General features: G+C 58.7%; 12 protein-coding genes and 7 pseudogenes. 8 read left to right on the forward strand and 11 right to left on the reverse strand.

Annotated features, from left to right (window positions below; translation table 11 throughout):
* The first annotated feature begins 132 nt into the window (after positions 1-132).
* Positions 133-264 (forward strand): transposase, encoded by a 132-nt coding sequence (locus tag XH83_RS40570; protein ID WP_237867166.1) that lies wholly within the window; start codon positions 133-135, stop codon positions 262-264.
* Between the two features lie 169 nt (positions 265-433).
* On the opposite strand, the gene XH83_RS38640 is transcribed toward XH83_RS40570, so the two are convergent.
* Together XH83_RS38640 and dctA are read right to left on the reverse strand one after the other, a co-directional pair.
* The gene (locus XH83_RS38640) at positions 434-1,105 is read right to left on the reverse strand and encodes an FkbM family methyltransferase (RefSeq protein ID WP_128929894.1); all 672 of its coding nucleotides are present in this window, start codon (positions 1,103-1,105) and stop codon (positions 434-436) included.
* An 839-nt stretch (positions 1,106-1,944) separates the two neighbouring features.
* A complete protein-coding gene (dctA, locus tag XH83_RS38645; protein ID WP_206733223.1) occupies positions 1,945-3,174 on the reverse strand; it encodes a C4-dicarboxylate transporter DctA in 1,230 nt (409 codons plus the stop codon).
* Positions 3,175-4,159: 985 nt separating this feature from the next.
* On the opposite strand from dctA, the gene nolL reads away from it, so the two are divergent.
* Positions 4,160-5,290, forward strand: a complete 1,131-nt coding sequence (nolL, locus tag XH83_RS38650; protein ID WP_128929892.1) for a nodulation factor fucose acetyltransferase NolL — start codon at positions 4,160-4,162, stop codon at positions 5,288-5,290.
* 9 nt (positions 5,291-5,299) lie between these two features.
* Positions 5,300-5,586, forward strand: a pseudogene (locus XH83_RS38655) (transposase domain-containing protein); the annotation flags it as partial.
* Here the strand turns inward: XH83_RS38655 and XH83_RS40575 are convergent.
* The 3 genes and pseudogenes from XH83_RS40575 to XH83_RS38665 form a co-directional block, all read right to left on the reverse strand.
* A pseudogene (locus XH83_RS40575) lies at positions 5,566-5,869 on the reverse strand (IS3 family transposase); the annotation flags it as partial. The pseudogenes XH83_RS38655 and XH83_RS40575 overlap by 21 nt on opposite strands.
* A gap of 1,614 nt (positions 5,870-7,483) precedes the next feature.
* Positions 7,484-8,290 (reverse strand): LuxR family transcriptional regulator, encoded by an 807-nt coding sequence (locus tag XH83_RS38660; protein WP_128929890.1) that lies wholly within the window; start codon positions 8,288-8,290, stop codon positions 7,484-7,486.
* A 2,635-nt stretch (positions 8,291-10,925) separates the two neighbouring features.
* Positions 10,926-11,185, reverse strand: a pseudogene (locus XH83_RS38665) (transposase); the annotation flags it as partial.
* A gap of 252 nt (positions 11,186-11,437) precedes the next feature.
* Here XH83_RS38665 and XH83_RS38670 point away from each other — a divergent pair.
* Positions 11,438-12,654: pseudogene (locus XH83_RS38670) on the forward strand (IS110 family transposase).
* Positions 12,655-12,966: 312 nt separating this feature from the next.
* On the opposite strand, the pseudogene XH83_RS38675 reads toward XH83_RS38670, so the two are convergent.
* Positions 12,967-13,216, reverse strand: a pseudogene (locus XH83_RS38675) (transposase); the annotation flags it as partial.
* 72 nt (positions 13,217-13,288) lie between these two features.
* Here XH83_RS38675 and XH83_RS38680 point away from each other — a divergent pair.
* Positions 13,289-14,677 carry a transposase gene (locus XH83_RS38680; protein WP_128929889.1) on the forward strand — a complete coding sequence of 463 codons (1,389 nt, stop codon included), beginning with the start codon at positions 13,289-13,291 and terminating at the stop codon, positions 14,675-14,677.
* Between the two features lie 51 nt (positions 14,678-14,728).
* Here the strand turns inward: XH83_RS38680 and XH83_RS38685 are convergent.
* Positions 14,729-15,475, reverse strand: a pseudogene (locus XH83_RS38685) (IS256 family transposase); the annotation flags it as partial.
* A 776-nt stretch (positions 15,476-16,251) separates the two neighbouring features.
* Between XH83_RS38685 and XH83_RS38690 the strand changes: the two are divergent.
* Together XH83_RS38690 and XH83_RS38695 are read left to right on the forward strand one after the other, a co-directional pair.
* Complete coding sequence (locus tag XH83_RS38690; RefSeq protein ID WP_164934295.1) at positions 16,252-16,923, forward strand: response regulator transcription factor; 672 nt, start codon at positions 16,252-16,254, stop codon at positions 16,921-16,923.
* Between the two features lie 56 nt (positions 16,924-16,979).
* Positions 16,980-17,360, forward strand: a complete 381-nt coding sequence (locus tag XH83_RS38695; RefSeq protein ID WP_128929888.1) for a response regulator transcription factor — start codon at positions 16,980-16,982, stop codon at positions 17,358-17,360.
* 307 nt (positions 17,361-17,667) lie between these two features.
* Here XH83_RS38695 and XH83_RS40580 read toward each other — a convergent pair whose 3' ends face one another.
* The 4 genes from XH83_RS40580 to XH83_RS38715 all read right to left on the reverse strand — a co-directional run bounded on the left by XH83_RS40580 (position 17,668) and on the right by XH83_RS38715 (position 22,324).
* The gene (locus XH83_RS40580; RefSeq protein ID WP_128929887.1) at positions 17,668-18,381 is read right to left on the reverse strand and encodes an ATP-binding protein; all 714 of its coding nucleotides are present in this window, start codon (positions 18,379-18,381) and stop codon (positions 17,668-17,670) included.
* A gap of 1,441 nt (positions 18,382-19,822) precedes the next feature.
* A complete protein-coding gene (locus XH83_RS38705; protein WP_128955128.1) occupies positions 19,823-20,749 on the reverse strand; it encodes an AAA family ATPase in 927 nt (308 codons plus the stop codon).
* Positions 20,750-20,966: 217 nt separating this feature from the next.
* Positions 20,967-21,881, reverse strand: coding sequence for a transposase (locus XH83_RS38710; protein WP_128929885.1), 915 nt, complete (start codon positions 21,879-21,881; stop codon positions 20,967-20,969).
* Between the two features lie 131 nt (positions 21,882-22,012).
* Positions 22,013-22,324, reverse strand: coding sequence for a hypothetical protein (locus tag XH83_RS38715; protein ID WP_128929884.1), 312 nt, complete (start codon positions 22,322-22,324; stop codon positions 22,013-22,015).
* A 1,734-nt stretch (positions 22,325-24,058) separates the two neighbouring features.
* Between XH83_RS38715 and XH83_RS38720 the strand changes: the two are divergent.
* Positions 24,059-24,947: pseudogene (locus XH83_RS38720) on the forward strand (IS110 family transposase).
* Positions 24,948-25,158 lie beyond the last annotated feature (211 nt).

Raw genomic sequence — 25,158 nt, forward strand, 5'->3', positions numbered from 1 at the left:
GAAGCTCCAGCACGAGCAGTTCGGACAGTCCTCCGGAGCGAGGCGCATTGCTGGACTGGCTCGAGCTGCAGCTCGCTGGCCTGGAGGAAAAAGCTGGGCAGTCCAGACCGGTCTCAGGTGGCTGCGGACAAGATGGCGGTGCCATCGTTCGAGCGCCGCAAGCCAGCCCGCCGGCCACTGGCGGAGCATCTCCCACGGGAACGCATCGATCTATGCGCCACCTGCGATCTGCCCATGCATGCCTCCGGGCTGGGAATTGTCTGAGCCGTATCCTGGCGCGCTTTGGATAGCCAACGAGCCACCCTAGGCGGTATGCAAACAAAGCTTCGGCAACTTGCCACTTCATCGTCGGCCCCGCGATAGGAGTGCTGCGGTACAAACAAGCCCGCGAACCGCGCATGTCGGTCATCCACTCTGCCGAGCGTGGCTTTCCTCAAACAGACCGGAGCACCTTGTTTCTAAGCAGAACGTCGCCCTCAATCTCTCGCGGATACAGAGTAACCACTTCGAACGCGGGAAGGAGGTCAAGGATGGAGCGCAGTGAAAGCTGGCCTTCGTACAGTTCGCGGTCACTATACTCGGTGTAGATGAACCGTGTTCTGCCCAGGGTTTTCTGACCGCCAGCGATTACGTCCGACTCAGCTCCTTGAACATCCATCCAGATTAGATCAACAGGGCCGCTGAGACCAGCTTCGCCGCTCCAGTCATCCAGTCGCTGGGTCTCGACCAGAATCGAGTCATCAAAGCGAACCCAATCATATTCTGAAAGGTGATTTTTGGGTCTACGTATGGAGCCCGATAAGTCCCACCCCCTCGCATCTCCGTCCCCATTGCTCGGATGAAACTCGATGGTACCGTTTCGATCACTGATGGCGAGCTGCATGAGCGCCACGTTGGGTCGAGCCAGACGCTTATTCTCCTTGAAGCGAGCTATTGCGCGAGGGTCAGGTTCAAAGCAGTATACGCTGGCGTCTGGACACAGCTCAAGAAATCGCTGTGTGTCGCTACCATCATTGCATCCAATGTCCAAGATAACCGGGCATGTGACCCGAAGATGAGAAACGATCTTCTGGTGTATTTCCAGTGTAGGTAACGACTCTAGCATCTGTCCTTATCCTTTTCGTTGCGATGTGTGTTAACCGGTGGAACCAGGAGCCTGGGAGGTGCTGGCGGGTTGCTCAATAAGGGCACTCGTCGAGTAACGAGTAACAACGTTGAGAGGGCAATGGCAGCTCTGTTGCGAGGCTCTGGCGGATCATTGACCGGGGTAAGTAGCCTTTGGCTCAGAGCCGCGTTCACAAGTGGAAATTGCGAGGTCGAGGAAACGGTGCGGCTACCCGAGAGCACGCGATCGGAGGCGAGACAGGCAACCCTATGGTTGGATAGAGCGTCCACAATCGGTGAGATCTGGCCAAGCAGTAGGCAAATAGGAGCGTATCAACAATCGTGTTTCCGGTAGCGTTCTGCGCCCTAATATTCATTGAGGGATCTCTATTTGCGAGCTCGCACCGAGCTGCTGCTTACTATTGCGCGGCCCACCCTCGGCTGTACAATCGATTTCAATGATGGGCTATATTTGGCTAATGGATAGTTGGCCTCCAGAGGCCAGCGAAAAGGTCATTTAAATACAACACACGCGCAATCACCGTCCGATGGTGGCGCCTGGGGTCTGGCCGCGTGCTGCCGGGCGTACGGGGCCACCCGCACTCGCGATGATTATGGTCATTCAAACTTAGGTGGGGACCCGATGCCCTGCCCTCTCTAAGTTGATGTGCGACACCACGATGGCACGTCACTTACAAAGATGGCATCAATGGCCGTTGACATACTGCCGAGTGAACGGCTCCGGTGCTCGGTTTCAAGACCTATGTTCATACCAACTTGTGCACCGTGCAGGCCGCCGCGCCATGACAGGGTGCGAGATGACGGCCATAACGGCTGCAACTAATAGCTCAGAGCCGCATTAAAGGTCTCTCGGTCGAGCTCGCCCTCGGACGAGGCAACGATCACGCAGGCCACGCCGTTGCCACAGAGGTTGGTCAACGCGCGGCATTCGCTCATGAACTTGTCTATGCCCAGCACGATGGCCATGCCCGGCACGAGCCGTGGATCTACGACCGCGAGCGTCGCCGCCAGCGTGATGAAGCCTGCACCGGCGATGCCAGAGGCCCCCTTCGAGGTCAGCATCGCCACGAGCAGGATCGTGAGTTGCTGGCTGAACGTCAGATCGTAGCCGAGCGCCTGCGAGATAAAGAGCGTCGCTAGCGTCATGTAGATGTTGGTGCCGTCGAGATTGAACGAATAACCCGTGGGCACCACGAGGCCGACCACCGATTTTGAGCAGCCGAGACGTTCCAGCTTCTCCATCAAGGACGGCAGCGCGCTCTCCGAGGACGAGGTGCCGAGCACGATCAGCAGCTCGTCCTTGATGTAGGCGAGGAACTTGAAGATCGAGAAGCCGGCAAGGCGCGCGATAATGCCGAGCACCAGGAGCACGAATAGGGCCGCAGTGACGTAGAAGGTCGCGATCAGGCCCATCAAATTGAGGATCGCGCCGGTCCCGAACTTGCCGATCGTGTAGGCCATCGCGCCGAAGGCGCCGACCGGCGCCGCGCGCATTACGATCGAGATCACGCCGAACACCGCATGCGCGGCATCATCGATGAAGCTGCGGATCAAATGGCCGCGTTCGCCGAGCCCCAGGATAGCGAAGCCGAACAGGACGGAGAACAGCAGCACTTGCAGGATCTCGCCTTGCGCGAAGGCGCCGACCACGGTGTCGGGAATGATGTGCAGGATGAAGTCGACCGACTTCTGGCCTTCGGCCTGCTTGGCGTAGTTGGCGACCGCCTGCGCGTTGGCCGCCGCACTGCCGAAGCCCGCGCCCGGCCTCACGACATTGCCGATGATGAGGCCGATGATGAGCGCGAAGGTGGAGACGACCTCGAAATAGACCAACGCCTTCACGCCGATGCGTCCGACCTTCTTGGCATCATGGATATGGGCGATGCCGGAGACGACGGTGCAGAAGACGATCGGAGCGATCACCATCTTGATCAACTTGATGAAGCCCTCGCCCAGCGCCTTGATCCAGTCATTAGTGGCCAGGTGCGGCCAGCGCCAGCCGACGATGCCGCCGAGAGCAATTGCCGCCAAAACCTGGACATATAGCATTTTATGTGAGCGGGCTCCGGCACGCGGCTGCTCGGCGCGCCCGACGCCTCCAATGGGTTTGGTCATGTCTCCATCCTTCCTGGCGATCGGCTCCCAGTGTGCAGAACGAGCTTTGGCGTTGGCAGCGCCAGTGAGGCATAGTGGCCGGCATGTTATTGGGGCATGTGGGCGTGCTCAGGAAGGCGGCTTAAGCGGTTTCGCCTCAGGCCGATCCCGAGTTCATTCGAGTATTTTTAGGCTGTCGTGGATCAAACCAAAAAGAGCCAGCGATTGAGCTGTTTTTGCGCAGCCTCGTCGCCACCGGTCAGCGGGCAATAGCTGCCTTACACGCTCCCAGTCTAGGTGATCCAAAATCACGACCTTCATCTCCCAGTCGCAGCGTTCCGCCAAGAGGGTCTGTGGGCGTAAGCGCAGGTACTTCACTATTTCACGTTCCTGCATCCAATGTCTAAGGGCGCCTCGCTAGAGAAGACTGCGTTCTTCTTCGAGATCGATCAGGCTGCGTGGCGCATGATAGTAACGGGATGAGGAATCTGGTTATTCCCGGGCATCTGGATCATGCAGACGAAGTGTGCATGCGGACCTCCCCTATTCTCGTGAGCTTTGCCCTAAAAGAGCAAACTGCGTGCCACGAGTGTTACTGTTCAAGGAGAGCCTTATTATTGCGGAGACCATGGGGTGCGTAAACGCAGCCGATTGATTGCGGGTAGCAAGACGACTAATTGTGCAAGAGCTCTGGTAACGGTGGCCGGGCGGCGATCGTCTCACATCATTCACCATCTGGATGTGTCGCATCAATACAACCGATTGTACCAATCTGGAAAGATGAGCAAAGACGAGGAACGGAACGGCGGAATTGTCGCATTCGTCGCAATGATTACGTCAGTTTCGTCGGAGGGTGCACCAATCGGTCGGGAAGCCTTCGAGCCCGATCGGGTCAGCCCAACTGGCGCTCCGCGGGTCGTAAATCGCATGCCGAGGCATCATGTTTCATTGCTCAGCACAATCAACCGAGTGTAGTTCGCAGGCGCTCAAAGGAGCGCCGCGAGACCTAAGCCTTGATTTTGCTAAAGGCATGCTCATCATCTTGGTGATCATCGGACATTTGATACAATACGTTATTTGTAGAAATAACGAATATTGGCATTCGCCTTACTTCAAGTTCATCTACATGTTTCACATGCCGCTCTTCATGGCGATAAGCGGCTATTTGTCCCACGGAGCGCTAGTTTACAAGTCGCTGTCGCGCAGCGTCGCTGATCGTGTGAAGCAATTGTTGCTGCCGGCGCTATTTTGCGGCACGCTTCTCGAAGCAATCAAGTTGGGGGCGTTCAAGCTAGCTACGGGGTCAGTGCCAACAAGCCTGCGTGATGTACTGTTTGACCTTGCGAAGGAGCTAGTAGGCTCATATTGGTTCATTTGGACCACATTTGCCTCATTCCTCGTCATGAGGAGTCTTTTCGCGTTGTGCGGCCGGGTATCGGCCTGGGTGATTGGCACGTCAGCGATCTTTGTTGCCCTCACTCCGTTGACAGTTTCGATAGTGCCATTGGCGCGATACACTTACCCATTCTTTTGCCTTGGAGTCGTGTTCGCTCATTCGAAGGAATGGCGGACGGCCATAATCTCACGATACAAATCGCTCTTGATGGTCTTGCTTAGTGGAATGGCTTGTGCGTGCTATTTCAACTGGAACAAAACAACCTACGCCTACAACAACCTAGTACTGGTTCACGATACAAAGCAAGTGTTGCTTATGTTTCTTGGCTCTGCATCTGCCTCGGCAATTGCAATGGAAGTGTTGCTGCAGGTCTGGCGCTTTGGCTGTTCTAGTCGCGTGGTTCTCTTCGTTGCGGTAGGTCTTGGGCAGCGTACGCTGGTCCTTTATCTGATCCAGGGCGCCGTGTTCCGCTTGATGGACTTTATTTCGTTTGAAAGACCTTTCGAGCTATCAGTTAGAATCGCAATCGCTGCGGCGCTAGGGGCGGGAATTGTTGTCATCGCCGCAGCGATTCAGTGGATTGTGCGCGGCCTTCGAAGGATCTGGGAGTGTCGCCGGAGCGCTACTCGGATCGCTATTGGCCGTGTGGCCTCCGTTTGGGACAGAAGCGTTTAGCGTCGTGACGCCAGATGTGCCATCTTCGAACGCTTCCTGACCGATGGTCGCATCGAGCTCGACTCCAACATCGTCGAGCGCGCCATCAGGCCACAAACAATTACGAGAAAGAATAGTCTGTTTGCCGGCAGCGACGGCGGCAGACGAACCTGGGCGACCATCGCGACACTGTTGCAGACAGCGAAGAAGAACAACGTCGATCCGCTCGCTGGCTTGCTCTCACGCTTCAGCGTATCGCCAACGGCTGGCTGAGCAGCGAAATCCACGCCCTTATGCCATGGAACCACGCCATCTGACGGCCTCACCCTGCCGCTTACACTTGTGCCGTGGTTGGACACGATCATTCCTGGCTTGTCGCGTCGCTCGACGATCGCCGTCAGTTCGCGGGCGACGCGCCATCCTGAGATCCACTGGAGAACCTGTCTTGCACAAAGTCCAGCGACGGCTCGCGTTGGGCCACGCCTCGACAAGGGTCGTGGCACGGTCCCACGGCTTTGTGGCGAGCCCGCCGCTGGCGGACGGGGGGCCTTTCCCGCGATAAAAGTCACTAGATCCGGTTAGTTGCCGGGGCTCTCCCTCGCTGCCGCGGCTCGGCTAGTGCCGGCTATTCGGCTCGTGGATCGCTCAACCAGCCCCGCAGAGCCGTGCGCATGGTGACAGGAGCTAGCGCGATCATCCACTCTTACCCGACCTATCTGAAACCCACTTGGTAGCCGCACACACCTGGTGGATTAAATCGAAAACCGTACGCGAGCTCCAGGGGATATCAGAAAGATAAGAGAGACGAATTCGCGGCTGAGCAAGTTAAATAGCGTCCCATTTGCAGGAGATGCTCGCGCCTGATCGCTGTAAGGTAGACACACATGAATGGATCACCGCACCACGATAAGCTCGTGAGAGCCGAGCGATGCAGCGCACTAATCCAGACTCAACTCGTCAAAACGCGATGTCGTGACGGCAGGCGCAGAGCTCGTGTGGTCCGCGGGGCACCATGCTTTGAGAGTTGCATAATGTGACGCTTGTGATTGGGCAAGCCAGACGAGATACAGACATCAAATGCGATCGCGAAACCGCCAAATCGGGTTAGGGGGGCTCAAGCTCTATTTGCGCCCTTCCCTTCAAGGGTGAACGAGATGCAGCATCCTGCCCGGGGGGCGACGAATTTACCGAGATGTTGTGGAATACGGGAACGACCCCGCACGTTCCAATCCACATGGAACACGAGAGAATTGCACTGGCCCGATAGCGAAGGTTTGTCGTTGCCCACGACTGCTGCTTCGGGCGCAGGCCCCCTGAAGGGCGGATCACTAGCTAATGCCATCATCAATGGCGTGGTTACGAGAGGGATAATAATAGAGAGCCATCGAGTTAGGACCCTGATTAGCGCCGGTGACCGAGAGGCAAGCCAAGTTTTCGCGCCTTCTGACGCAGCGACCCAACGGTACGCTTTGTAAGCTTTGCAATTTGAATGACCGGTGTTTTGGCCCTTGAATGGGCGCGGAGTTCCTTCACGTCCGCTCTACTGTACTCGCGTCGCGCAATCTTCTTTTTTACCTGTTTTGCCATACTTGCTCCGGTGTCCTATTTACGCGAACAATATCAGGAAGGCACCGGTCTTGCCAAGGCTTACAAGCACTTCTGGGATGCATTCGCTAGTCGGCGGCCGTGCCAGCCTCATTCGTGAAGAGCGGCATGTCTTCGGCGGCATCTTTTATCGCCACCCCGGGGGAAGCGCCTGAATGTGCCAGCGTCGCATTTGCATCATCAGCAAGGATTGATCCGCGAACAGTCGGGACTTGCGAGCGCATGATGGATCGGGAGTATCTGTTCGCAGTCGCATCAACCGTTCCTCTCGCTTGAAAGCAAGTGAGCCTGTATAGCGCGACAATCTGGGTGGGGAGCTTCCACCCTAATTGCCGCGCGGCATGAGCCTGAGAAATCGGGGCGCAGCGAACGTGTTGATCTCCCACGCAAGTTAGGCGGCGCAGTGTCGAGCATTGTAAGCGAACTATCCATCACTTCGGGTGCAAGCTATGGTTGTTCTCACTTAGCCGGACGTGACCAAGCGCAGCGTTGGATCGGTAGCACCGGAATTATTCTCTGAGCAGTTCGCGCGCCGGGCATCCGTCGGATCAGGACCAGAAAAGCTCAGGGGATCGTCTGAACTTGTGGGCACCCGGCAGCGGCCATGCTTCATTGCCTTGCCAAAGTACGGTTCTTCGATTTCACTGTATGTCCCTTTGAGAAGCGGCACTCCTCGTTCGTTGGGGAAGCGTAGTGAATAAGGCCGGCGCGGTAGGCTTCTCTGATTGCCACAGTGCGCGTACTTGTACCCATCTTTCGCATAATGTTCTTCATGTGGAAGTCGACTGAATTCCCGCTGATGTGGAGGAGCCGGCCGATATGCCAGGAAGACCTGCCTTCCGCCGCGTGCAAGAGGATCTCTTTTTCACGTGGAGTGAAAGTAACATTCAGATATCGGTTCTCATCTGGTAGGGGCGCGATAAGGCCATAACCGATGTGGAATTGAGAGGCCAGTGCGGCGAGGTGAAGTAAGGAGCCTTTCGGATCAGCCCGATCGCTTTCGGAGGCAAACAGCGCCACGGATACATGGCCCTGCGCTGCGAAAAGGGGAACGCTTATGCCGCGCTTAAAGCCCGCTATTTTGTAGAAATCCAGTGCGCGTTGCTCTTCTGGCAGCAATCGACATCGTGCAGACAGCTCCTCCCAGCATATTGGGCGTGAAAAACGCCGTGATCGATGAATTGCGGGGTCTATATTGCCGTATTCGTGTTCTGCGTAGGGCTTACTCCAGTGGGATGGAAAGTTCGAGGCGATCATGGGGGCAGGACTTTCACGAAGGCGTTTGGGCGGGGCGTATGTTACTGCCGCATATGCTACTGAACCGAAGCCCAGCTTTCCTGCTTTGCTTACCAGCATTTGGAACAGAGGTGAAAGCGACTGCGTGTTGGCTGCGCAATTGATCAAGTCGTAGTTCATAGCTGCCACGCGATGGGTTCATGCTTGGGGAGTTGATTGCGGGGTAGACGAGCGGTCCGACTGATATCGACTGTCATCCGTCTCCCGGTGGCCGCCGAGATGAGGACCAGCGGGCTTGGTTGTAGGTCCTCACTCCGAGACGGTAGTAGCGACTGCCTTTCTTGGCGCTTTGGCATAAGACTGGGTGCGGGCGGTGGCGTCGCTCCTACGGTGTGATGCGCCGCTTGTTCCGACTCGTGCAGGACGAGCGGGATGTATCCGGCGGACCGGCGCTGCGGAAGCCGGCGAGCAAAACTAACGACGTGCTGCCTAAAGGCCCTGCTTTGTTTAAGGCGCGTGCGGCGTCCACATAGGCTCGGATGAACGCAAAGACGTAACTTTTTAGGTAATCGCGAGGTCAGCGTCGCGCGGTTGTCGTGAGCATTCACAACTCTATGACCGGGTTTGACGCGCTTTCTTGCGGTGTTCCTATTGCGTATGCGCCGCTGTTCGGTGTCTGAGTGGGGACAAGCTACGAAGCCATTGCTCATGTGGATCTCCAACGCTTTTATGCTCGGTGAGCAAGTTGCGTGCCGCTGGGTCGACCAGCTGCATGCAGGCGCCATGTTACGATTGTTGTTAAGAATGCCGTGGTGATGCGCGTGCTTAGGAGCACAATAGAACTAGCGGGTAATGCACAGCTGATGGGCGAGAGCGGTGACTTCTGTTCTTGAAGATGGAAGTCTTCGCTTGTGATCGCGAGCAGGCGATCACAATGAAACAGGGACTATGGGTCAGCCGAAATGGCCCAAGGGGTATCGATCGGATGCCACGCGAGCGCAGTTGCCCAGAGCTCGCTAACTTCCTGAGGAAATCCGTTATCGCTTAGGAGCGGCTCTGGCCGAGAGACCCTGACCTAAGCGGCACGTTTGAATCAGGTGTGTTGATTTGGGTTCCGTTCTCAAAAGACGATCGCCGATCTTCGGGCATGACAGTCGGGCGCGCTGCAATGTTCTATCGTGAGATCTCTTGGCCGCCGCATGCCCGGGCTAAGCGTGGTGCCCGCTCTCAGCGGTATCGAAGGCACCGTCAAGCGGCTAATAACACCAGCGTATACGGTGCTCAGATGCGGCGATTTACGCCGTCTAGCGAGGCCTTGCTTTAGCGGAATATTGGGAGGTAAGCGTCTTGTCAGTCACTCTGCTGAGCCAAGACAAATTGTGAGAGATCAACGCTAGTTATGGAGCGATCTAAAACAAACAGTTGTTGGGACCCAAGGGGCTCTCGCTTTAGCTCATTCAAGTCAGCCGAGCACGGCTGGCGCGGTGAGGTGTTTCGTTTCAGACGAGGAGCACAGAGGTGTGCCCCCAAAAAAACGTCGCATGCGCGCTATCCAACGCCTCTGTACGAAAAGGGACCCGGCTCGGCCGGCCCACCGTCCTCGGCCGCTCGTTTCGCTCCTGATCTCAGCGGTGACTACCGCTTGCGCGAATGCCATCGCAACCGTACCTCGGCTGGCCTCGCTCCCCGGGAAATACAAGGATGGTTGCGGAACGGTGGTCATGGCCGGTGGGCTCGCTTCGAAGGAAATGCCAGAAGAGCGTTCCGTGGTCGGGCTGCCTGTCCATCGCATGGAATTTATCTAGTCTTGGCCAGAACTCGACGCTCATTTGGCAACTTACTTCTATGCGACGGCATGCAGGGCAGTGAGTTCATCTTGTCGCCTCTCAGCGTGTCCCCCTCTTCTCTCTTGGTTAGTCGAGGCACGGCTCTTGCTGCCTACAAAGAAGCATCACCATCCCGCCTCCCTTGTGGTGATGTTAGGGGCGGGTTCGGCACGACCAGCTGCTGCCGGACCGCCCCGACGATCGTAGACGATAACAGATGAGAGTGGGCCTTAGGCCAACCTATTTGTGATTCGCGGCACGTGCCGTGCAAAGCGCTGTGTCCTTGCTGCATGGTCGCAGTTCGCTCCATGCTCCGTGACGCCGAACGTCTTGTGATCTGCGAGAAGATGGCGCGTTTAGCGGTGGATGATCGAGCCGTTAATCCGCGCGCAAGGGGCTGGTTCGCGAGCTCGCTTTGCAGGGGTGCCAAAGGACCGCTTGTCGGGTCTCAAACGAGGGCTCGTTGATGGAGCCGAATCGACTTGTTCTCTCGGCGATCTCGAAGCGCTGTCTGCCGTTGTGTTAGGTAGGAGCATGGGTATTGTGGCATGCCGTCGCTCATCCTCGCGGCTGCCTTTGATTGCCTCGATCAGAAGCGAAGTGTCCGCTGGTTCGCTTCAACAGAGTAGAAGCTTGTAGTGCAACGAGTAGCTGTTACGTTCTGTTACTCGAAGAACTGTGCTGCTTCGAGGACCTCGCAGCAAGTTCCTGATGGACCGTACTCGTTCGTGCGGCCCAATCAGTGGGACGTGGAGTTACGGTCTCGATTGGGCGCGTGATGATGTAAGAGCCCAGAGCCGCGCGACGATGCGTGGGGCAAAATTGATGCTCTCCCTTGCGCCTCAACCCAAAAGCGCTGACACTCAGCCTGGCTCGAGTCTAATTGGGGCCGGCCTTGGAGTTCTGCAGCTACGAGATCAGCGACAAACTCTTATGATTTGCGACCAATTCGAGATCGTGTTCCGTGGCGTGGTGTAGCTGAGTGCGGGTCACCGCGTTCGCCGGCATGGGCCGGATCGGTCGCTGGCGATTGCCGGGAAGCTGACGGCGGGATCATCGCCCAACGGGGCGATGGTTTCCAGTGTCATGTAGCGGCCGCGCTGGACCGCCCACTCGTCGTTCTGGTCGAGCAGGATCGCACCGACGAGGCGTCGATGGCGTCTTCATTGGGGAAGATGCCGACCACTTCGGTGCGGCGCTTGATCTCGCCATTGACCCGTTCGAGCGGATTGGTAACCGGTATGAGAGTTCTCGGTGCCAACGTTCCGCTGCGGTGTTCGACATCGTGGCGTATGGTGCGACCATCGGGACAGAGGCACCGGGAGCACGAAGGTGCGGGCAGGCCGATACACACGATGAGCCGAGAGCTCGTGTTAGTAGCTGGCCGCCTCTGCGACTTGCCCGGTTGCGCCGTGAGCGCGAGTCCGTAGTTGTCGTGTCGCCCGCCGCTCCCGCAATAATCAACGGAAGGGAGGACGCGCAGATGCGACGCGTGATTGGTATCGATGTTCACCGAACCTTCGGCGAGGTGGTAATCTGGAAAGACGGCATCCTTCGACATGCGGGCCGGGTCGACATGACCCGGGCCGCCCTTGAAGGATGGGCAAGAGTCTGCGGTCGACCGACGAAGTGGTGATCGAGGCGACTGGAAATAGCATGGCGGTGTCGCGGGTGCTGACGCCATTCGTGGCGCGGGTGACTATCGCCAATCCGTTGCAGGTGAAGGCGATCGCTCAGGCGCACGTCAAGACTGACAAGATCGACGCCGGTACACTCGCCAGCCTGCAGGCGGCGGGCTCCCTGCCGCAGATCTGGACGCCTGATGCGGAGACCGAACGCAAGCGCAGGCTGGTGGCGCGGCGCTACCAGGTCGTGCGGCATCGCACGCGGCTCAAGAACGAAGTGCATTCGATCCTGAATGCGCACCTGATCCCAAAGTGCTCGCATGCCGATCTTTTCAATGCCCGCGGCCGGGCGTGGCTGGCCGCTCAACAGTTTCCGGACGATGAGCGCGCGGCGATCGATCGGCACGTTCGTGAGCTCGACCGGCTGGCGGAGGACTTGGCCCTGCTCGACCGCGAGATCGCGCAGGACGCCATCGACGATTCCGCGGTCAACAGAGTGATGACGATCACCAGCGTGAATGTGACAGTCGCTACCGGGATCGTGGCGGCGATCGGCGACATCAGCCGGTTCAGCAGCCCGCAGAAGCTGGTGAGCTATTTCGGGCTGAACCCGAGGGTGCGGCAGTCGGGACTGGGAGCCGCCCATCACGGTCGAATCAGCAAGATCGGCCGCAGTCACGCATGCGCCATACTGGTTGAGGCGGCCTGGGCAGCGGCCAAGGCGCCCGGTCCACTGCATGCGTTTTTCGTGCGCATCCGTGCGCGGCGTGGCCACCAGATCGCCGCGGTCGCCGTGGCTCGGAAGCTCACTGTGCTCTGCTGGCATTTGTTGACAAGGGGCGAAGATTACCTGTGGGCCCGCCCAGCGATGGTCGCCAATAAGACCCGCGCGATGCAACTTCAAGCCGGACATCCGCAACAGAAAGGCAACCGGCGTGGACCAGCCTATACCTGCAACATCAAGGCGCTGCGCGATGGCGAGATGTCGATTGCCGCCCAGGCGGAGCGAAGCTACGAACGGTTCATGTCGCAATGGAAAGCGCGGCGGCCAAAAACCGGCGCGCGGGCGCCTCAGTTCGGCAAGACAAAATAGGGCAGTCCGGTGACGCTTGCAGCCGACGCGTCACGCTTCGCCACGAGGTCGCCCGCGCCCAACAATCATAATCGCAGCTGACGGCAACTTCCAGCCGGGCCAGTCCCGTTCCACGCAGCCGCCGTGCTCGGGCGGATCATGGCCAAGCCTTGCGGTAGCCGCAAATGCGGCCAGCCTTGACCGCCCCTGCGCGCGGCGGCTGCGTGATCGGTGGCCGGGACGGAAGAATGACCCGCGCGACCGAACAAAAGAATGGACTTACAGCGATTTTCGCAGTCGTCGTCTCGGTCTGAAGAAATCGCTTGTCCATCTCATCCGTCGAGTGCAGCTTGGCGCGATGCGCGGCTGGGAAGCTCATGTAGGCGAGCACGTCGGTTTCGGCCTCGTCGAGGAAGGCGGCGAGCTTCGGGAGCTTGGGGCGGAGCTGGTCGGTGATGCGCCGCCATTGCGCCCGCGCCTCCTCGGCATGGTCCTGGGCAAAGGCGGTGGCGATGAAGGAGGAGACGACGCGCCGGCCGCTCTTGCCGGCATGCGCCAGCGCGTTGCGCATGAAGTGCACGCGGGGGTCGTTGAAAAAGCTGCAATTGGCTGATTCCGTTCTCGTCGGCGATTCGCGATTGGCGGAGCAAACGAGATGCTGGGGCGCAAGGAGCGGGATCAGTTGGAGCTCTTCATCACTGGCTCGCTCAGACAGCTCGTCCCAGATGAGCACGTGCTGGCACGGGTCGATCGTGTGCTCGACCTATCTTGGCTAAGGGAAGAGGTCTCCGACCGCTATAGCGCGAACGACGGTCGGCCGGGCGTCGATCCGGAGGCCGCGGTCCGCCTGATGCTCGCGGGTCTGCTCACCGGCATCGTACACGATCGCAAGCTGATCCGAGAGGCTCAGGTTAACATCGCCATTCGCTGGTTTGCTGGTTATGGCCTGCATGAGCGGCTACCGCACCATTCCAGCCTGACGCGCATCCGCCAGCGCTGGGGCGAAGAGCGATTCCGTAGGATCTTTAAACGCACGGTCCAGGCCTGTCTGAAGGCCAAGATCGCAACAGCCGAAGTGGTTCACATCGATGCGTCGCTAATCCGCGCCAACGTGAGTTGGGATAGCCTCACCGAGCAGCATGCGGTGGATGTGCTGAGCGAAAATCAAAGCGAAGATGAAAGCGAGGATGAGAGAAAGGGCCGGCAAAGCGGGAAGTACAAAAAGGTCTGCACGACTGATCCCGATGCGACAATGGCTACGAATGCCCGAAACCGGCGGCTGGAACCCGCTTACAAGCAGCACACTGCCGTCGATGACAAGGTCGGTGTCATTCTGGATGTCGCGGTCACGACTGAACAAACGAACGAAGGAGAGATGATCGAGCCGCAAGTCGATGAGATCGAAGCGATTACGGGCATCGACATCAAGGTCGTCACCGCCGATGCGGGCTATGCCTACGCTAAAGTCTACGGCGCGCTCGAGCGGCGCGGCATTGATGCCCTCATCCCAGCTAAAGCCGAACCAATCAAGAGTCGCGTACCGCTCAGACGCTTCCGGTACGATGCCAAGAACGACATCTTGAAGTGCCCGCGAGGACGTATCTTGCGCCCCGCGCGGCCCATCAAGCACGGCCGTTTCTTTTACGCGAAGGCGAAGGATTGCACCCGGTGTCCGCTCAAGCGGGATTGCCTATCCAAAGGGCGGGTTAACAAAGCGGTCGTTGTCGGTGACCATTATCCGGCACTGCTGCGCGCCCGCCGCCGTCGCGAGCGATGGAGTAAGCAGGATCGACATCTCTATCAACGCCATCGCTGGCGCTCAGAGGGATTCCACGGCGAAGCCAAAACTTGGCATGGGCTGGCGCGCGCCGTACGGCGCGGTCTACCGAATATGAAGATCCAGGCCTACCTGACGGCCGCCGCCATCAACCTCAAGCGGCTGGCAACCGCTCTCCTTGCGCTTATTCTGTCTTGGATTGTCCCTCAAAATGCGTTTGCGGCTTCAGATCGCGCCGTAGCGCGGGCTTTGACGCGAGGGCCATGATAGGCCGGTCGCTGCATCGCGCGAATCTATGGGCCACTTCTTCAACGACCCCACGCGGCAGCGCTGCCAGGAGGCGTTGAGCACCTTGGCCACGGTCGCCTTGATCCCCTCGTGGGCGTCGGAGACCACCAGCTTGACGCCGCGCAATCCCCGCCGCGCCAGCTTGTGCAGGAACGCGGTCCAGAACGTCTCGGCCTCGGACGGGCCGATGTCCATGCCGAGCACCTCGCGCCTTCCGTCGCTGTTGACGCCGACCGCGATGATCACCGCGACCGAGATGATGCGCCCGTTCTGGCGCACCTTCACATAGGTGGCGTCGATCCACAGATAGGGCCAATTGCCCTCGATCGGGCGGTTGAGGAAGGCCTTCACCTTGTCGTCGATCTCACCGCACAGCCGCGACACCTGGCTCTTGGAGATGCCGCTCATGCCCTTCGCCTGCATCTGGTCGTCGACCGAGCGAGTCGAGACGCCGTGGACATAGGCCTCCTGCACCACCGCGGTGAGCGCCTTCTCGGCCATCCGCCGCGGCTCCAGGAAGCCGGGGAAGTAGGAGCCTTTGCGCAGCTTGGGAATGCGCAGCTCGACGGTGCCGGCGCGGGTCTCCCAGCTCCGATCGCGGTAGCCGTTACGCTGGACCTGCCGCTCTTGGCTCTTCTCGCCGTACGCGGCTCCGGTCAGGCCCTCGACCTCCAGCTCCATCAGCCGGTGGGCAGCAAAGCCGATCATCTCGCGCAACAGATCAGCATCGGGGATCTTCTCTACGAGCGTGCGCAGGTTCATCATGTCGTCGGTCATCGGTGGTTCCTCGAGTCAGGTTGGCTGTCGCAATCCAAACCTTACCGACGAATCATCGGTGACCACTCGCAAAGCCGCTCGCTCGCTACAGCGCTATGGGGGAGCGCGCGTCGCGAGCGGCTTTGCTAATGAGCTACACCACTCCCTGGGACACGACCCCACTCTCGTCACTCCGAGATTAAGGAGGTAAGCCAGTTGCGAGTACCGCGTCGGAATCCAACGCCAAAAGGTGTGACGTATGCGCAATGCAAGCAAAGATGGTGTAAATGCTCGCCTCTCAGCGGGTAGTCGCAGGAGCGCCGGCTTGCCCTATCTGCCTCAATCAGGCCGTTTCAGCTGAAACAAGTTGCCTCGACCTGTACAACCCAAGTGGCGGCTGCAAGGTACCTTGCCACCTCATGCGGCAAGGATTCAGGTTGTTGATTTTGCTGGTATGTTGGAACGTGGTACTGTCGATCGAGGTGTGCCAGGAATATCGGAGCACGGTGATCTTCGGGCAGGCGAAGTCCTGAGCGGGAAGTCTGGGCTGGTCGCGCTCGTTTGCGGCTTTGTTCTCTACGTCAGGTTGAATTGCCGAATTCGGAGGGGTAGCTCGAGAAGAAAGCAGTGAGGGCCCGGGTCATACTTGTGTATACCGGAGCGGGCCTATAATCGGAAGTCCGTAGGTTTTGGGCGAGAGCAGTAATCGGCCCTCATCCCGGACCAAGCAGAGCCGTTATAAGGCCGAGAATCTAGGTTTTTTGGATTTGCCATGGTTCTGTTTGAAAGGATGGCACGTGAACGAGCGCTTGCAAGCATCGCAATTGGTGCCGGATCACAACGAAGCAGTGGTGCTGATTGTCGACGACGATGCCTCGATACGGAAGGCTCTTACGAACCTTTTCCAATCGGCGGGTTTGAAAGTGAAGGACTTTGCCTCCGCCGCGGAGATATTAAAAGCGGACCGCCCCGAGGGGCCGAGCTGCCTTGTGCTCGATGTTCGGTTGCCTGGATTGAGCGGTCTCGAGCTGCAATCCGGTCTCGCTAGCGCGAATATGCATACGCCAATTGTTTTCATAACGGGTCATGCGGATGTTCCAATGACGGTACAGGCAATGAAAGGGGGGGCGGTTGATTTCCTGACAAAGCCTTTCCGCGATCGGGATTTGCTTCGCGCAGTCCAGATTGCAATCGAAAGAGATCGACAAAGGCGAGAGCTTGAGAAGATGCGAGCCGGCGTGCGCTCACGCTTTGAAGGTCTGACGCAGCGAGAGCGTGATATTCTGACGCTGGTTGCGTCAGGGCTCTTGAACAAGCAAGTAGCGGGTGAGCTCGGCCTCGCCGAGATCACCGTCAAAGTCCACCGTGGCCAAGCCATGCGCAAAGTCGGCGCTAAGTCGCTCGCCGATCTCATAAGAATGATTGAGTTGCTGGGCCTGTCCCGCTCAAATGGAAACGTGCAAACCTGAGTACGAGCGGCGGCTCTCGGTTGGATAGCGCTGCAGCTAAAGGCTTTCCGCTTATAATGCCTCATCTCATCTCGATCATTGACGATGATCCGTCCGTTCGTGCCGCCACGAACAACCTTCTGTCCTCTCGCGGCTACGACGTTCAAGTGTTTGCATCCGCCCCAGAGTTTCTACGCTCGGAGGTGCTGGCTGCCACGTCGTGTGTAATCGCCGACATCCAGATGCCTTTCATGAACGGGCTTGAGCTGCTACGGCAAATGCGAAACGACGGTCGTCAAACGCCGTTTATCTTCATTACGGCCAATGCAGAGAGATCAGTTCGCGCCCGCGCAATCGAAGCTGGCGGTATTTGCCTTCTCGCTAAACCATTTACCACAATGACATTGATCAACTGCCTCATTGCAGCGCTCGAAGGACTTGACGACACAAGGAAATGAAAGCGACCACTCTTTGCGGAAAGCACCTCAACGGAATTGGTGAGTCTGAGATAATCGCCTGCACTCGCGGTACACGTTACGTCCTAATCGGAACTCTTGCAATTGCGATGCACGCGTGCGTTGACGGAGGCTCCTTGATGTTCAGTGCAGTTAATCTTGGCGGCCAAATCCTGCCGACGCGCTCATCTTACTGCGCAGTTTCAAGTGAAAGCTGTTTCCAGTTGAGGCGCTCGGGCGAAGTCGCACATCGTTGATCATGAAGCGGTCGCCGAACATCTTCGGCGGGTTTAACTCTCGGCCCTGGTCCCTAAAGGCTGAGCGTGGGCGAGTCGTACGCTTCCGGCGTCCGCTTCCTGACTATTGCCGAATAAGGGAGATTCGGTGGGCGGTGCGTCTTGAACGCGAATGCGATGGTTTTCCCCCTAAGGCGAGAAGTGGCCGTCAAGTTCGGAATGTCGGAATGTCGATTAACGTTCACAATTTCGGGGTTGCGGAGACGCGGGGAGCGCGCGTTCGGGCGTGATCTTCTTCCCGACTGTTGAAGCGCCAACTGTCGATTCCGCTTTCGATAATATCCTAATGAAGGTTCAGGTGGTCGAGCGGCGCGGTGGTCATCTTGGTGTGTCCGCAAGGACGCTCGGCCATTCCCGACTACCAGATTGGTGGTCACCAGCACGAGTGCGCTCGTAGGCGACCGATGAGGTGGAACAGGGAGCTGATTACCGGATTGGGCGAATGGCAGATTGCCGAGCTCGTCGAGAACAACGAAGTCCAACCGGGTCAGGTGATCGGCGAGCCGTCTTTGGCGGCCATCGCGGACCTCGGCTCCTAGCCTGTTGAGGAGGTGGACGTCCTTGTAGAAGCGGCCACGGGCGCCAGCGCGGACACAGCTGCGGGCAATTGCGATCGCGAGGTTAGTCTTGCCAGTCCCCGGGGCAACCAGCGTTGGCCGATGTCTAGGAGCCCGATTGAGATCCTCCCCGTTCCATCCGCAATGCGCAGCGTTAGTCGTCGTTGTCACCTTGCAAGCGGCTTGAGGGTGAGACCGATTTAGTTATCAGGCAACCTGATGGGATGTTAACGCTCCTGCCGGCATGGACGGTGCACCACCGCGTCCTTCCGATTGATCCCTGCTCCGCGGCTTGCGGTGGACGGTCGCTGGAGGTGCGCGCTCTTGTCGACGCGGTTTTATCCTCCTCTTAGGGTTATTCGTCCCATTTGTGGGGACGTCGTCGTGGCGAGCGCGTCACCTCACAGGGAGATCGGTTCGAGAGCCCTCCAAGATGCAGCAGCATTCCGATTGAAACTTGCCAGCAACGCTGGAGCTGTTGAAGGAGCTTCCTACCGAATCGCTCACCGACGGGGTGACCGACGCAAACGACATGAGGAGGACAGCGGTGAGCAAGAACACGCCTGAGCACGCTCCTCGCCGGGCCATCGTGCACGTTCGTCAGTCGGCGGACGACCAGGTTATCAACAACCGAGTGGACCGCGCCGGCAGTAAGGCTTAGGTGACGGTGCGCGGCAGCTTGGCTGGAGCGAGGTGAGCGTGATCGACCATGATCTCGGTCGCTTTGGTGGTGGCACCGCGCGTCGCGGGTTCGAGAAGCTGCTCGCCGCATTTGCGAAGGGCGAGTTGGCGCCGTGGTTTTGATTGAGGCCTCTCGGCTGGCCCGCAGGGCAGGCATCGTTATACACTCCTGGATTGAGACCACGAAGCAAAAGGCGCGCAGGAGTGAACTCTTCCATACGATATCTCACGGTCTCTCATGATCGGATCGAGAACGACCTAGCGCGACGGTCAGGGTGAGAGCGTATGTGGAGGCTCCCGAACGTGCGGTGGTTGCCCCGTGCAAATTCGCCCCCGGGGGGAACGGAGGAGAAGGCCGGCCGTGGAGCTGGCCGGGGTTGCGCAATGACCGGCTCCTTTCGTTACTAGGCATTTGCGACGTCGTCAGTTCGTGCTGTGCTGACGGCCGATGCAAGCAGCAGCGCGTTCGCCTGCTCGTTTCGCGAAGAGTTAAGGCGACGCTGAAGGGTTAGTAGGACCTTGTAAAATAGAGTATCCTGCGTGCAGTTTGGACAGAAGCTCGCTGCTCATCCGCCATGGTTCGGCTCCGCATCATGTTTGAAGTGCGACGGTCACACTAATGACGGGAACGATCAAGCTACGTACTCCTTCCCGGGTATTCAAAGCTCGAAGACCGCTGTTTTGATCGACGCGTCCGTGCTTCGGTAGCGCCAGCGGAAGGCCCGACGAAACGTGCCGCAGGGTGACCGTACCCCCGCCAGAGGTTCGTCAGGATCAATGGAGCGTAGCGTACGTTTGCCTCAGGCGGCAGGGCTCCATTGTCCGTCCCCCGAGTTGACACCCGGATGACGCGTGCCGAGCCACCACCTTCCGGCCGAGCTATTCGGGTCCTAAAACAGGATCAGCGTCGCCATAGCTTAGGAGTAAGACATCATTCTTTGTCCTCGCTCTCGCAGTCGAAGCGATTCTGACGCATGCTATTCAACCTTTCGAACACTGATCGCTCATTCTGGCCATAGAGCTTAATGCCAATGATGACTTCTCGCAGATGTGCTATATTGTAGCGTTTGGTTTGCTCGACCCAGCGGTCGAGCGTAGCATCGTCAAGCGATGGCTCCTTGGCTTTGAAGTAGGCGCGGCGGGTCTGGGCGGACGACATACCAACTTCCATGATGGTGTCAAAGCGAGAAGGGCGATCGACAAAGCGCCTGTCCAGACGGTCAGGGTGGTTGGTGGTCGCAACGTGCAGCACGTTCGCAGTTTGCGCGTTGCCATCGAGCAACGCAAGAAAGTGCTCAGCGCCCCATCTTTCCACGAGCTCGTCCAGATCCTCCATAACCATGACCACGGGCCGCTCGGGCTCAATGCGACGCAGCAGACCGACACACGCGCTAGCCAGTTGCGGGCGATCGATAAAGACAACTACGCCATTATGATCTCGGACAACGACCTGTGTCATTTGTCCGATTGCGCAGGTCTTGCCACTACCGGGAGGGCCCCACAGGAGCATGCCGCGCTTGTGCGTGAAGCCGTACTCGACGTACTTCTCGCGCAGAGCCCAGAACTTGTCGAACTCGACCAAAAGCCTCTCCGCGGCGGTGTCCGGCAAGTTCAAGAGCGTGTCAGTTACAGTCGGCACCTTTTCGAAAAAAACGGTGCAACTATTTTCGCGGCAGCGATAAGCACCTGCTGGCAATTCCAAGGAAGCGTCAGAGACTGGGAGGAAGGTCGTGCCGCTCCGCGCCCACAGCGCAGCATTAAGATGGAATTCGTGATCCATGTACTGGTCCACGCACTCGTCGACGCACTCGTCCACGCACTCGTCCTTGTTCTCGTTTACGGAGAAGGCCTCTTTCATGTACTTCCTCGATTGTTAGATGGAGTGTCAGAGTAAAGGGGTAGCAATAGTTGTGCCATCGCAAACGAGGTCCGTATAGCGACCGCGATCCTGACCGGCGGCAGTCACGTGGCTGGTGAAGGGAAGGCTTATGTATTCACCCGTTGCGACACCGATGTGTGGCTAATTCGACAGACTTGTCCGAAATCGACCAAGCAATGCCGCGGCGTTCTTGTTTTCAATGAAGTATCACTTCGGCATTCAGTGGCCTGGCCGTTGCGAGCAGTTGGGCGGTCTGGCCAGACTTATCCTCGTGATCGTGGGTCGACACATTCTTGCCTCGATTCCGTTCGGCGGGCCGAACTGTGTTTGGTCGCTCTTCGAGTACATGCCCATGATTAACGTTATGGCCAAATGCGCAGAGCCCCACACTGGGTGCTGCTGCAAGTCTAGTGTCCTGAACCAGAGCATTGGATCGGCAGAAGCGCTCGATTGAATTGGTCCATGGAAATGGTTTTGGATCGGCGTTGTGCCGTTCGATGAATGAAGCGATGTCGGCCCTGACGGCGGCAATGCTCCGATAGACGCTGCGCCTGATGTTCTTGTCGGTCAGGAGCTCGAAGAAGCGCTCCTGATTGAGCCATGACGAGCTGGTCGGGGTCAGGTGCACATGCCAACGCGGCCTTTTAACTAGCCATCGCCGGATCAGCGGGGTCGTGTGCGTGGCGTAGTTGTCCATGACGAGATGGACGTCGAGCCGGCGCGGGCTGGGTCTCGTCGAGGAGCTTGCAAAATTCGGCGGCGCGGTGAAGTCGGTAGCACTTGCCGATGACCCGTCCGGTCGCAATATCGAGGGCGCGACCAGCGAGGTGGTGCCATGCCTTTTGTAGTCATGGCTCCTTCGGGCCGGCTGGCCAGGTCGCATCGGCCACATCGGCTGGCTGCGATCCAGAGCCTGGATTTGGGATTTGTCGCTCACACACGGGACGATGGCGTGCTGCGGCGGCGAGACGTAAAGCCGACGACGTCGCGGACCTTGGCCAGTAGGTACGGGTCTGTCGAGAGCTTGAACGTCTCCATCCGATGCGGCTGGCCCGAAGGCCCGCCAGATGCGTTGAACCGTCGACACCAACAGACCGCTCGCCTTTGCCATGCTGCGGGAGCTCCAATGCGTGGCGGGGCAGTTCTCCAGCGTTCGCACGGTCACGACTTCGATTCGGACATCATCAACCGTGCGCGGAGCCCCGGAACGCGGCTCGTCGTGAAGCCCGGCCACGCGCTGCTCTACAAAAACGGTGGCGCGACTTGCCTACCGTCCCGCCGCTCCAGGCGCAGCTTGGCCGCCACTTTCTTGTTCTGTCCTCCCTCCGCGCAGGTCAACACAATCCGGGCTTTCAGAGCCAGCGCCTGCGCCGTGTTCCGCCGCTTCGTCAGTGACGTCAGTGCGGCACGCTCATCATCGCTCAATATCAGGGGCGCAAGTAGCTGGACCGACATCAAATCCTTCGTCGCTATTCCAGCACCCAGCTCTGGCACAACCAAGCGAATCCAATGCGATTTTACGATTGCGAACTTGTGAGTCAGGACAGTAGTCATCTGGAATGCAAGTTCGTCACCGCCGGCGAGCTCGCTCGACGGCTCACGGCTTTGTTATGGGGGCAAAGATGCTTTCGGTCTCGATCAATGGATCGTGGATACTGCGAGGAGCGAACTGGCCTCGCTTGCGCAAGAGATCGACCGCGACATTGCAGCTGTCGCGGAGCCATCACCCAACCCTAGAGCACTATCCCCATCGACGGGCTCTTATGGTCCCTGCTGTCCGGAACGGAATCTCCGCATCGATAAGTGTAGCCTCTGCCGAGATTAGGTTGCGGCGCGGTGAGTAGGCCTCGGTGTGCTGACGTCGAGGCTCGATGTGGACGGCGGTAACTAACACAAGTCCAAATAGCGGCCGATCGATCAAGTTGCACGGTCGTCGGCGGGCTCTCTTTGTCAGGTGCGGCAGTTGCCGCGCCGTTGATGGCCGCAAATCAGCCGGCCTGGATGTTTAATTCTCTCTTCCTCAGAACAAGGAACCGGCACCCGGCGGCACGCCGCACCCGGGTCATCAGGGTCCCAGGGAGTCTCCCGGGCGGGGGGCTCCTGCGCGCCTTCCGGTGGGCCCTCTTGCGTGCGGGCTGAAGCAGTGCCTACCAACAAAAGCAGTGCGGCCGTAGTCAAAAGCGCGCGTTTCATCCGGTTTCCACTAGAACAGATACGAGAACTCCACAGCCAAGTATGCCATCCCAGGTGCTAAGGAGTAGCCGGCGTTGGTTCACCAGAGGTCTCGACTTCATTCCAGGATCGTACAATGTGACGCTAGGTGCGATTCAAGCCTTTTCATAACGGAGGCACAAAGTATCAACCTCACATCGCTTAGGTCAGCGCTCCCGACGGCATCGAGCGGGAGGGCGTGATTGCTGCCGGCCCCAACGTAGTGCCCGTCCTGGCGATCGGCCTGGCTTGTCGAAGCTCGGCGAACGCGTGACATAGACGCCGCAGGAGATTCCAGCTCAGCTACCATCTCCACCATTGTGCGGCGGCTGGTCTTGGCCATGAACAAGGCCCAGTCGATGACGGCGTCCACAGGTTTGCTGATCGCTTCGGTTTGTGCACTCTTACCGAGCTTGTCCGAGATCGCCCAGGATACCGGAATAGCGCCAGCACGGCGATCAGCAAAGCATGCTCTGCGTGCTCCATGCGTCCATGTGCGGTCATGAGTTCTTCGTAACTCGACAGTCACTCGCAACAGGCATGGATAGTGTTGCCGGAGCATGTCGGCGCCGGAGATGCACCTGGATGCAGACCTCGATCCGGCACTGGAGATGAATGCCGACGTATACCTGCATGACTGACAGCGAGATGGCCAAGACATTCCTCGACAGAGCGACGCCCCGGAGTGCCTAGACGCCACGTGTTCCATGCGTTCTCTTTTACAATTGCTTGCCGCCTGGAACGTCGTTATCAGGTTCGAATAAACTCACGGACATATTGGTCATCGCGGAGCCTGATTCTCCCGATATCGACGGCATGTTCGCCTCCTCTTCCGAGCTCCGCTAATGGGCCTCCTGCCCCCGCCAGCAAGCGAAGCTGGTAAGGGGCGGCAAAGACAAGGAGCACACCATGTCTCAGACACCCAATACCGCGATCGCCGTGATCGGCATCGATATCGGCAAGAACTCGTTCAACGTCGTCGGCCACGATGCGCGCGGCGCCATCGTTCTGCGTCAAAAGTGACCGCGTGGGCAAGTGGAGGCGCGGCTCGCAAATCTGCCGCGTTGCCTGATCGGTATGGAAGCCTGCGTCGGCGCACATCACCTGAGCCGCAAACTCGCATCGCTTGGTCACGATGCGAGGTTGATGCCGGCCAAATATGTCCGCCCCTATAGCAGGGGACAGGAGAACGACTTCAATGACGCCGAAGCGATTGCCGAAGCCGTGCAGCGCCCGACGATGAAGTTCGTGGCGACCAAGACCGCGGAGCAACTGGATCTGCAGGCGCTGCACCGGGTGCGCGAGCGGCTGGTATCGCAACGCACCGGCATCATCAACCAGATTCGCGCCTTCATGTTGGAGCGCGGGATCGCCGTGCGCCAAGGTATCGGCTTCTTGCGCACCGAACTGCCCACCATCCTTGCGACGCGCGCCGATGCCCTGTCGCCACGCATGTTGCGTGTCATCGAGGAGCTGGCAGGCGACTGGCACCGGCTGGATCAGCGCATCGATGGCCTCTCCGGCGAGATTGAAGCATTGGCCCGTCAAGATCAGGCATGCTCGCGCCTAATGACGGTGCCTGGCATCGGGCCGATCATTTCGAGCGCCATGGTGGCCGCGATCGGCACCGGAGACGTATTCTCCAAAGGCCGCGACTTCGGCGCTTGGCTTGCCCAAGCAGATCTCGACGGGAGACCGCACGATCCTCGGCAAAATCTCGAGGCGCGGCAATCGCTACCTGCGCGTTCTGTTCGTGCAGGCGGCGTGCGTTGTGCTGGTCAGGATAAAGAACTGGGAAAGTTATGGGCTCAAGTCCTGGATCGAAGCCGCCAAAAGGCGGTTGCACCACAACGTGCTCGCGATCGCGCTCGCCAACAAGCTTGCCCGCATCGCCTGGGCGGTGCTGGCCAAAGGACGCGCCTTCGAGCTGACGAGGACTGACGATGCAGGCGTCCGACCCGCTTGATCCTCGCGCCGTGCTGGGCGCGGTCAAGGCGCAGCCTGGCAACGCCGGAGCCAGCCGCAAGCCAAGCGCGACGGCTGGCCTTGACCGCCCCTGCGCGCGACGCGATCGACGTTCTGCGGGCCGGGACGAAGGAACGGCCCTTGGCTCGAACAAAGGAACTGAGCAAAATGAGGAGCAAGCGATGACGTAAGCCCCTATCAATAATTTCCAG

It is taken from the genome of Bradyrhizobium sp. CCBAU 53351 (assembly GCF_015291745.1).
In the GTDB taxonomy this organism is placed as follows: domain Bacteria; phylum Pseudomonadota; class Alphaproteobacteria; order Rhizobiales; family Xanthobacteraceae; genus Bradyrhizobium.

Excerpts from the sequence above, each read along its gene's own strand:
- dctA (WP_206733223.1), bottom strand. The coding sequence starts at position 3,174 with ATGCTATATGTCCAGGTTTTGGCGGCAATTGCTCTCGGCGGCATCGTC.
- XH83_RS38660 (WP_128929890.1), bottom strand. The coding sequence starts at position 8,290 with ATGAACTACGACTTGATCAATTGCGCAGCCAACACGCAGTCGCTTTCA.
- XH83_RS38710 (WP_128929885.1), bottom strand. The coding sequence starts at position 21,881 with ATGGCAAAGGCGAGCGGTCTGTTGGTGTCGACGGTTCAACGCATCTGG.
- XH83_RS38695 (WP_128929888.1), top strand. The coding sequence starts at position 16,980 with ATGCCTCATCTCATCTCGATCATTGACGATGATCCGTCCGTTCGTGCC.
- nolL (WP_128929892.1), top strand. The coding sequence starts at position 4,160 with ATGTTTCATTGCTCAGCACAATCAACCGAGTGTAGTTCGCAGGCGCTC.
- XH83_RS38715 (WP_128929884.1), bottom strand. The coding sequence starts at position 22,324 with ATGACTACTGTCCTGACTCACAAGTTCGCAATCGTAAAATCGCATTGG.
- XH83_RS38640 (WP_128929894.1), bottom strand. The coding sequence starts at position 1,105 with ATGCTAGAGTCGTTACCTACACTGGAAATACACCAGAAGATCGTTTCT.
- XH83_RS38680 (WP_128929889.1), top strand. The coding sequence starts at position 13,289 with ATGCTGGGGCGCAAGGAGCGGGATCAGTTGGAGCTCTTCATCACTGGC.
- XH83_RS40570 (WP_237867166.1), top strand. The coding sequence starts at position 133 with ATGGCGGTGCCATCGTTCGAGCGCCGCAAGCCAGCCCGCCGGCCACTG.
- XH83_RS38705 (WP_128955128.1), bottom strand. The coding sequence starts at position 20,749 with ATGAAAGAGGCCTTCTCCGTAAACGAGAACAAGGACGAGTGCGTGGAC.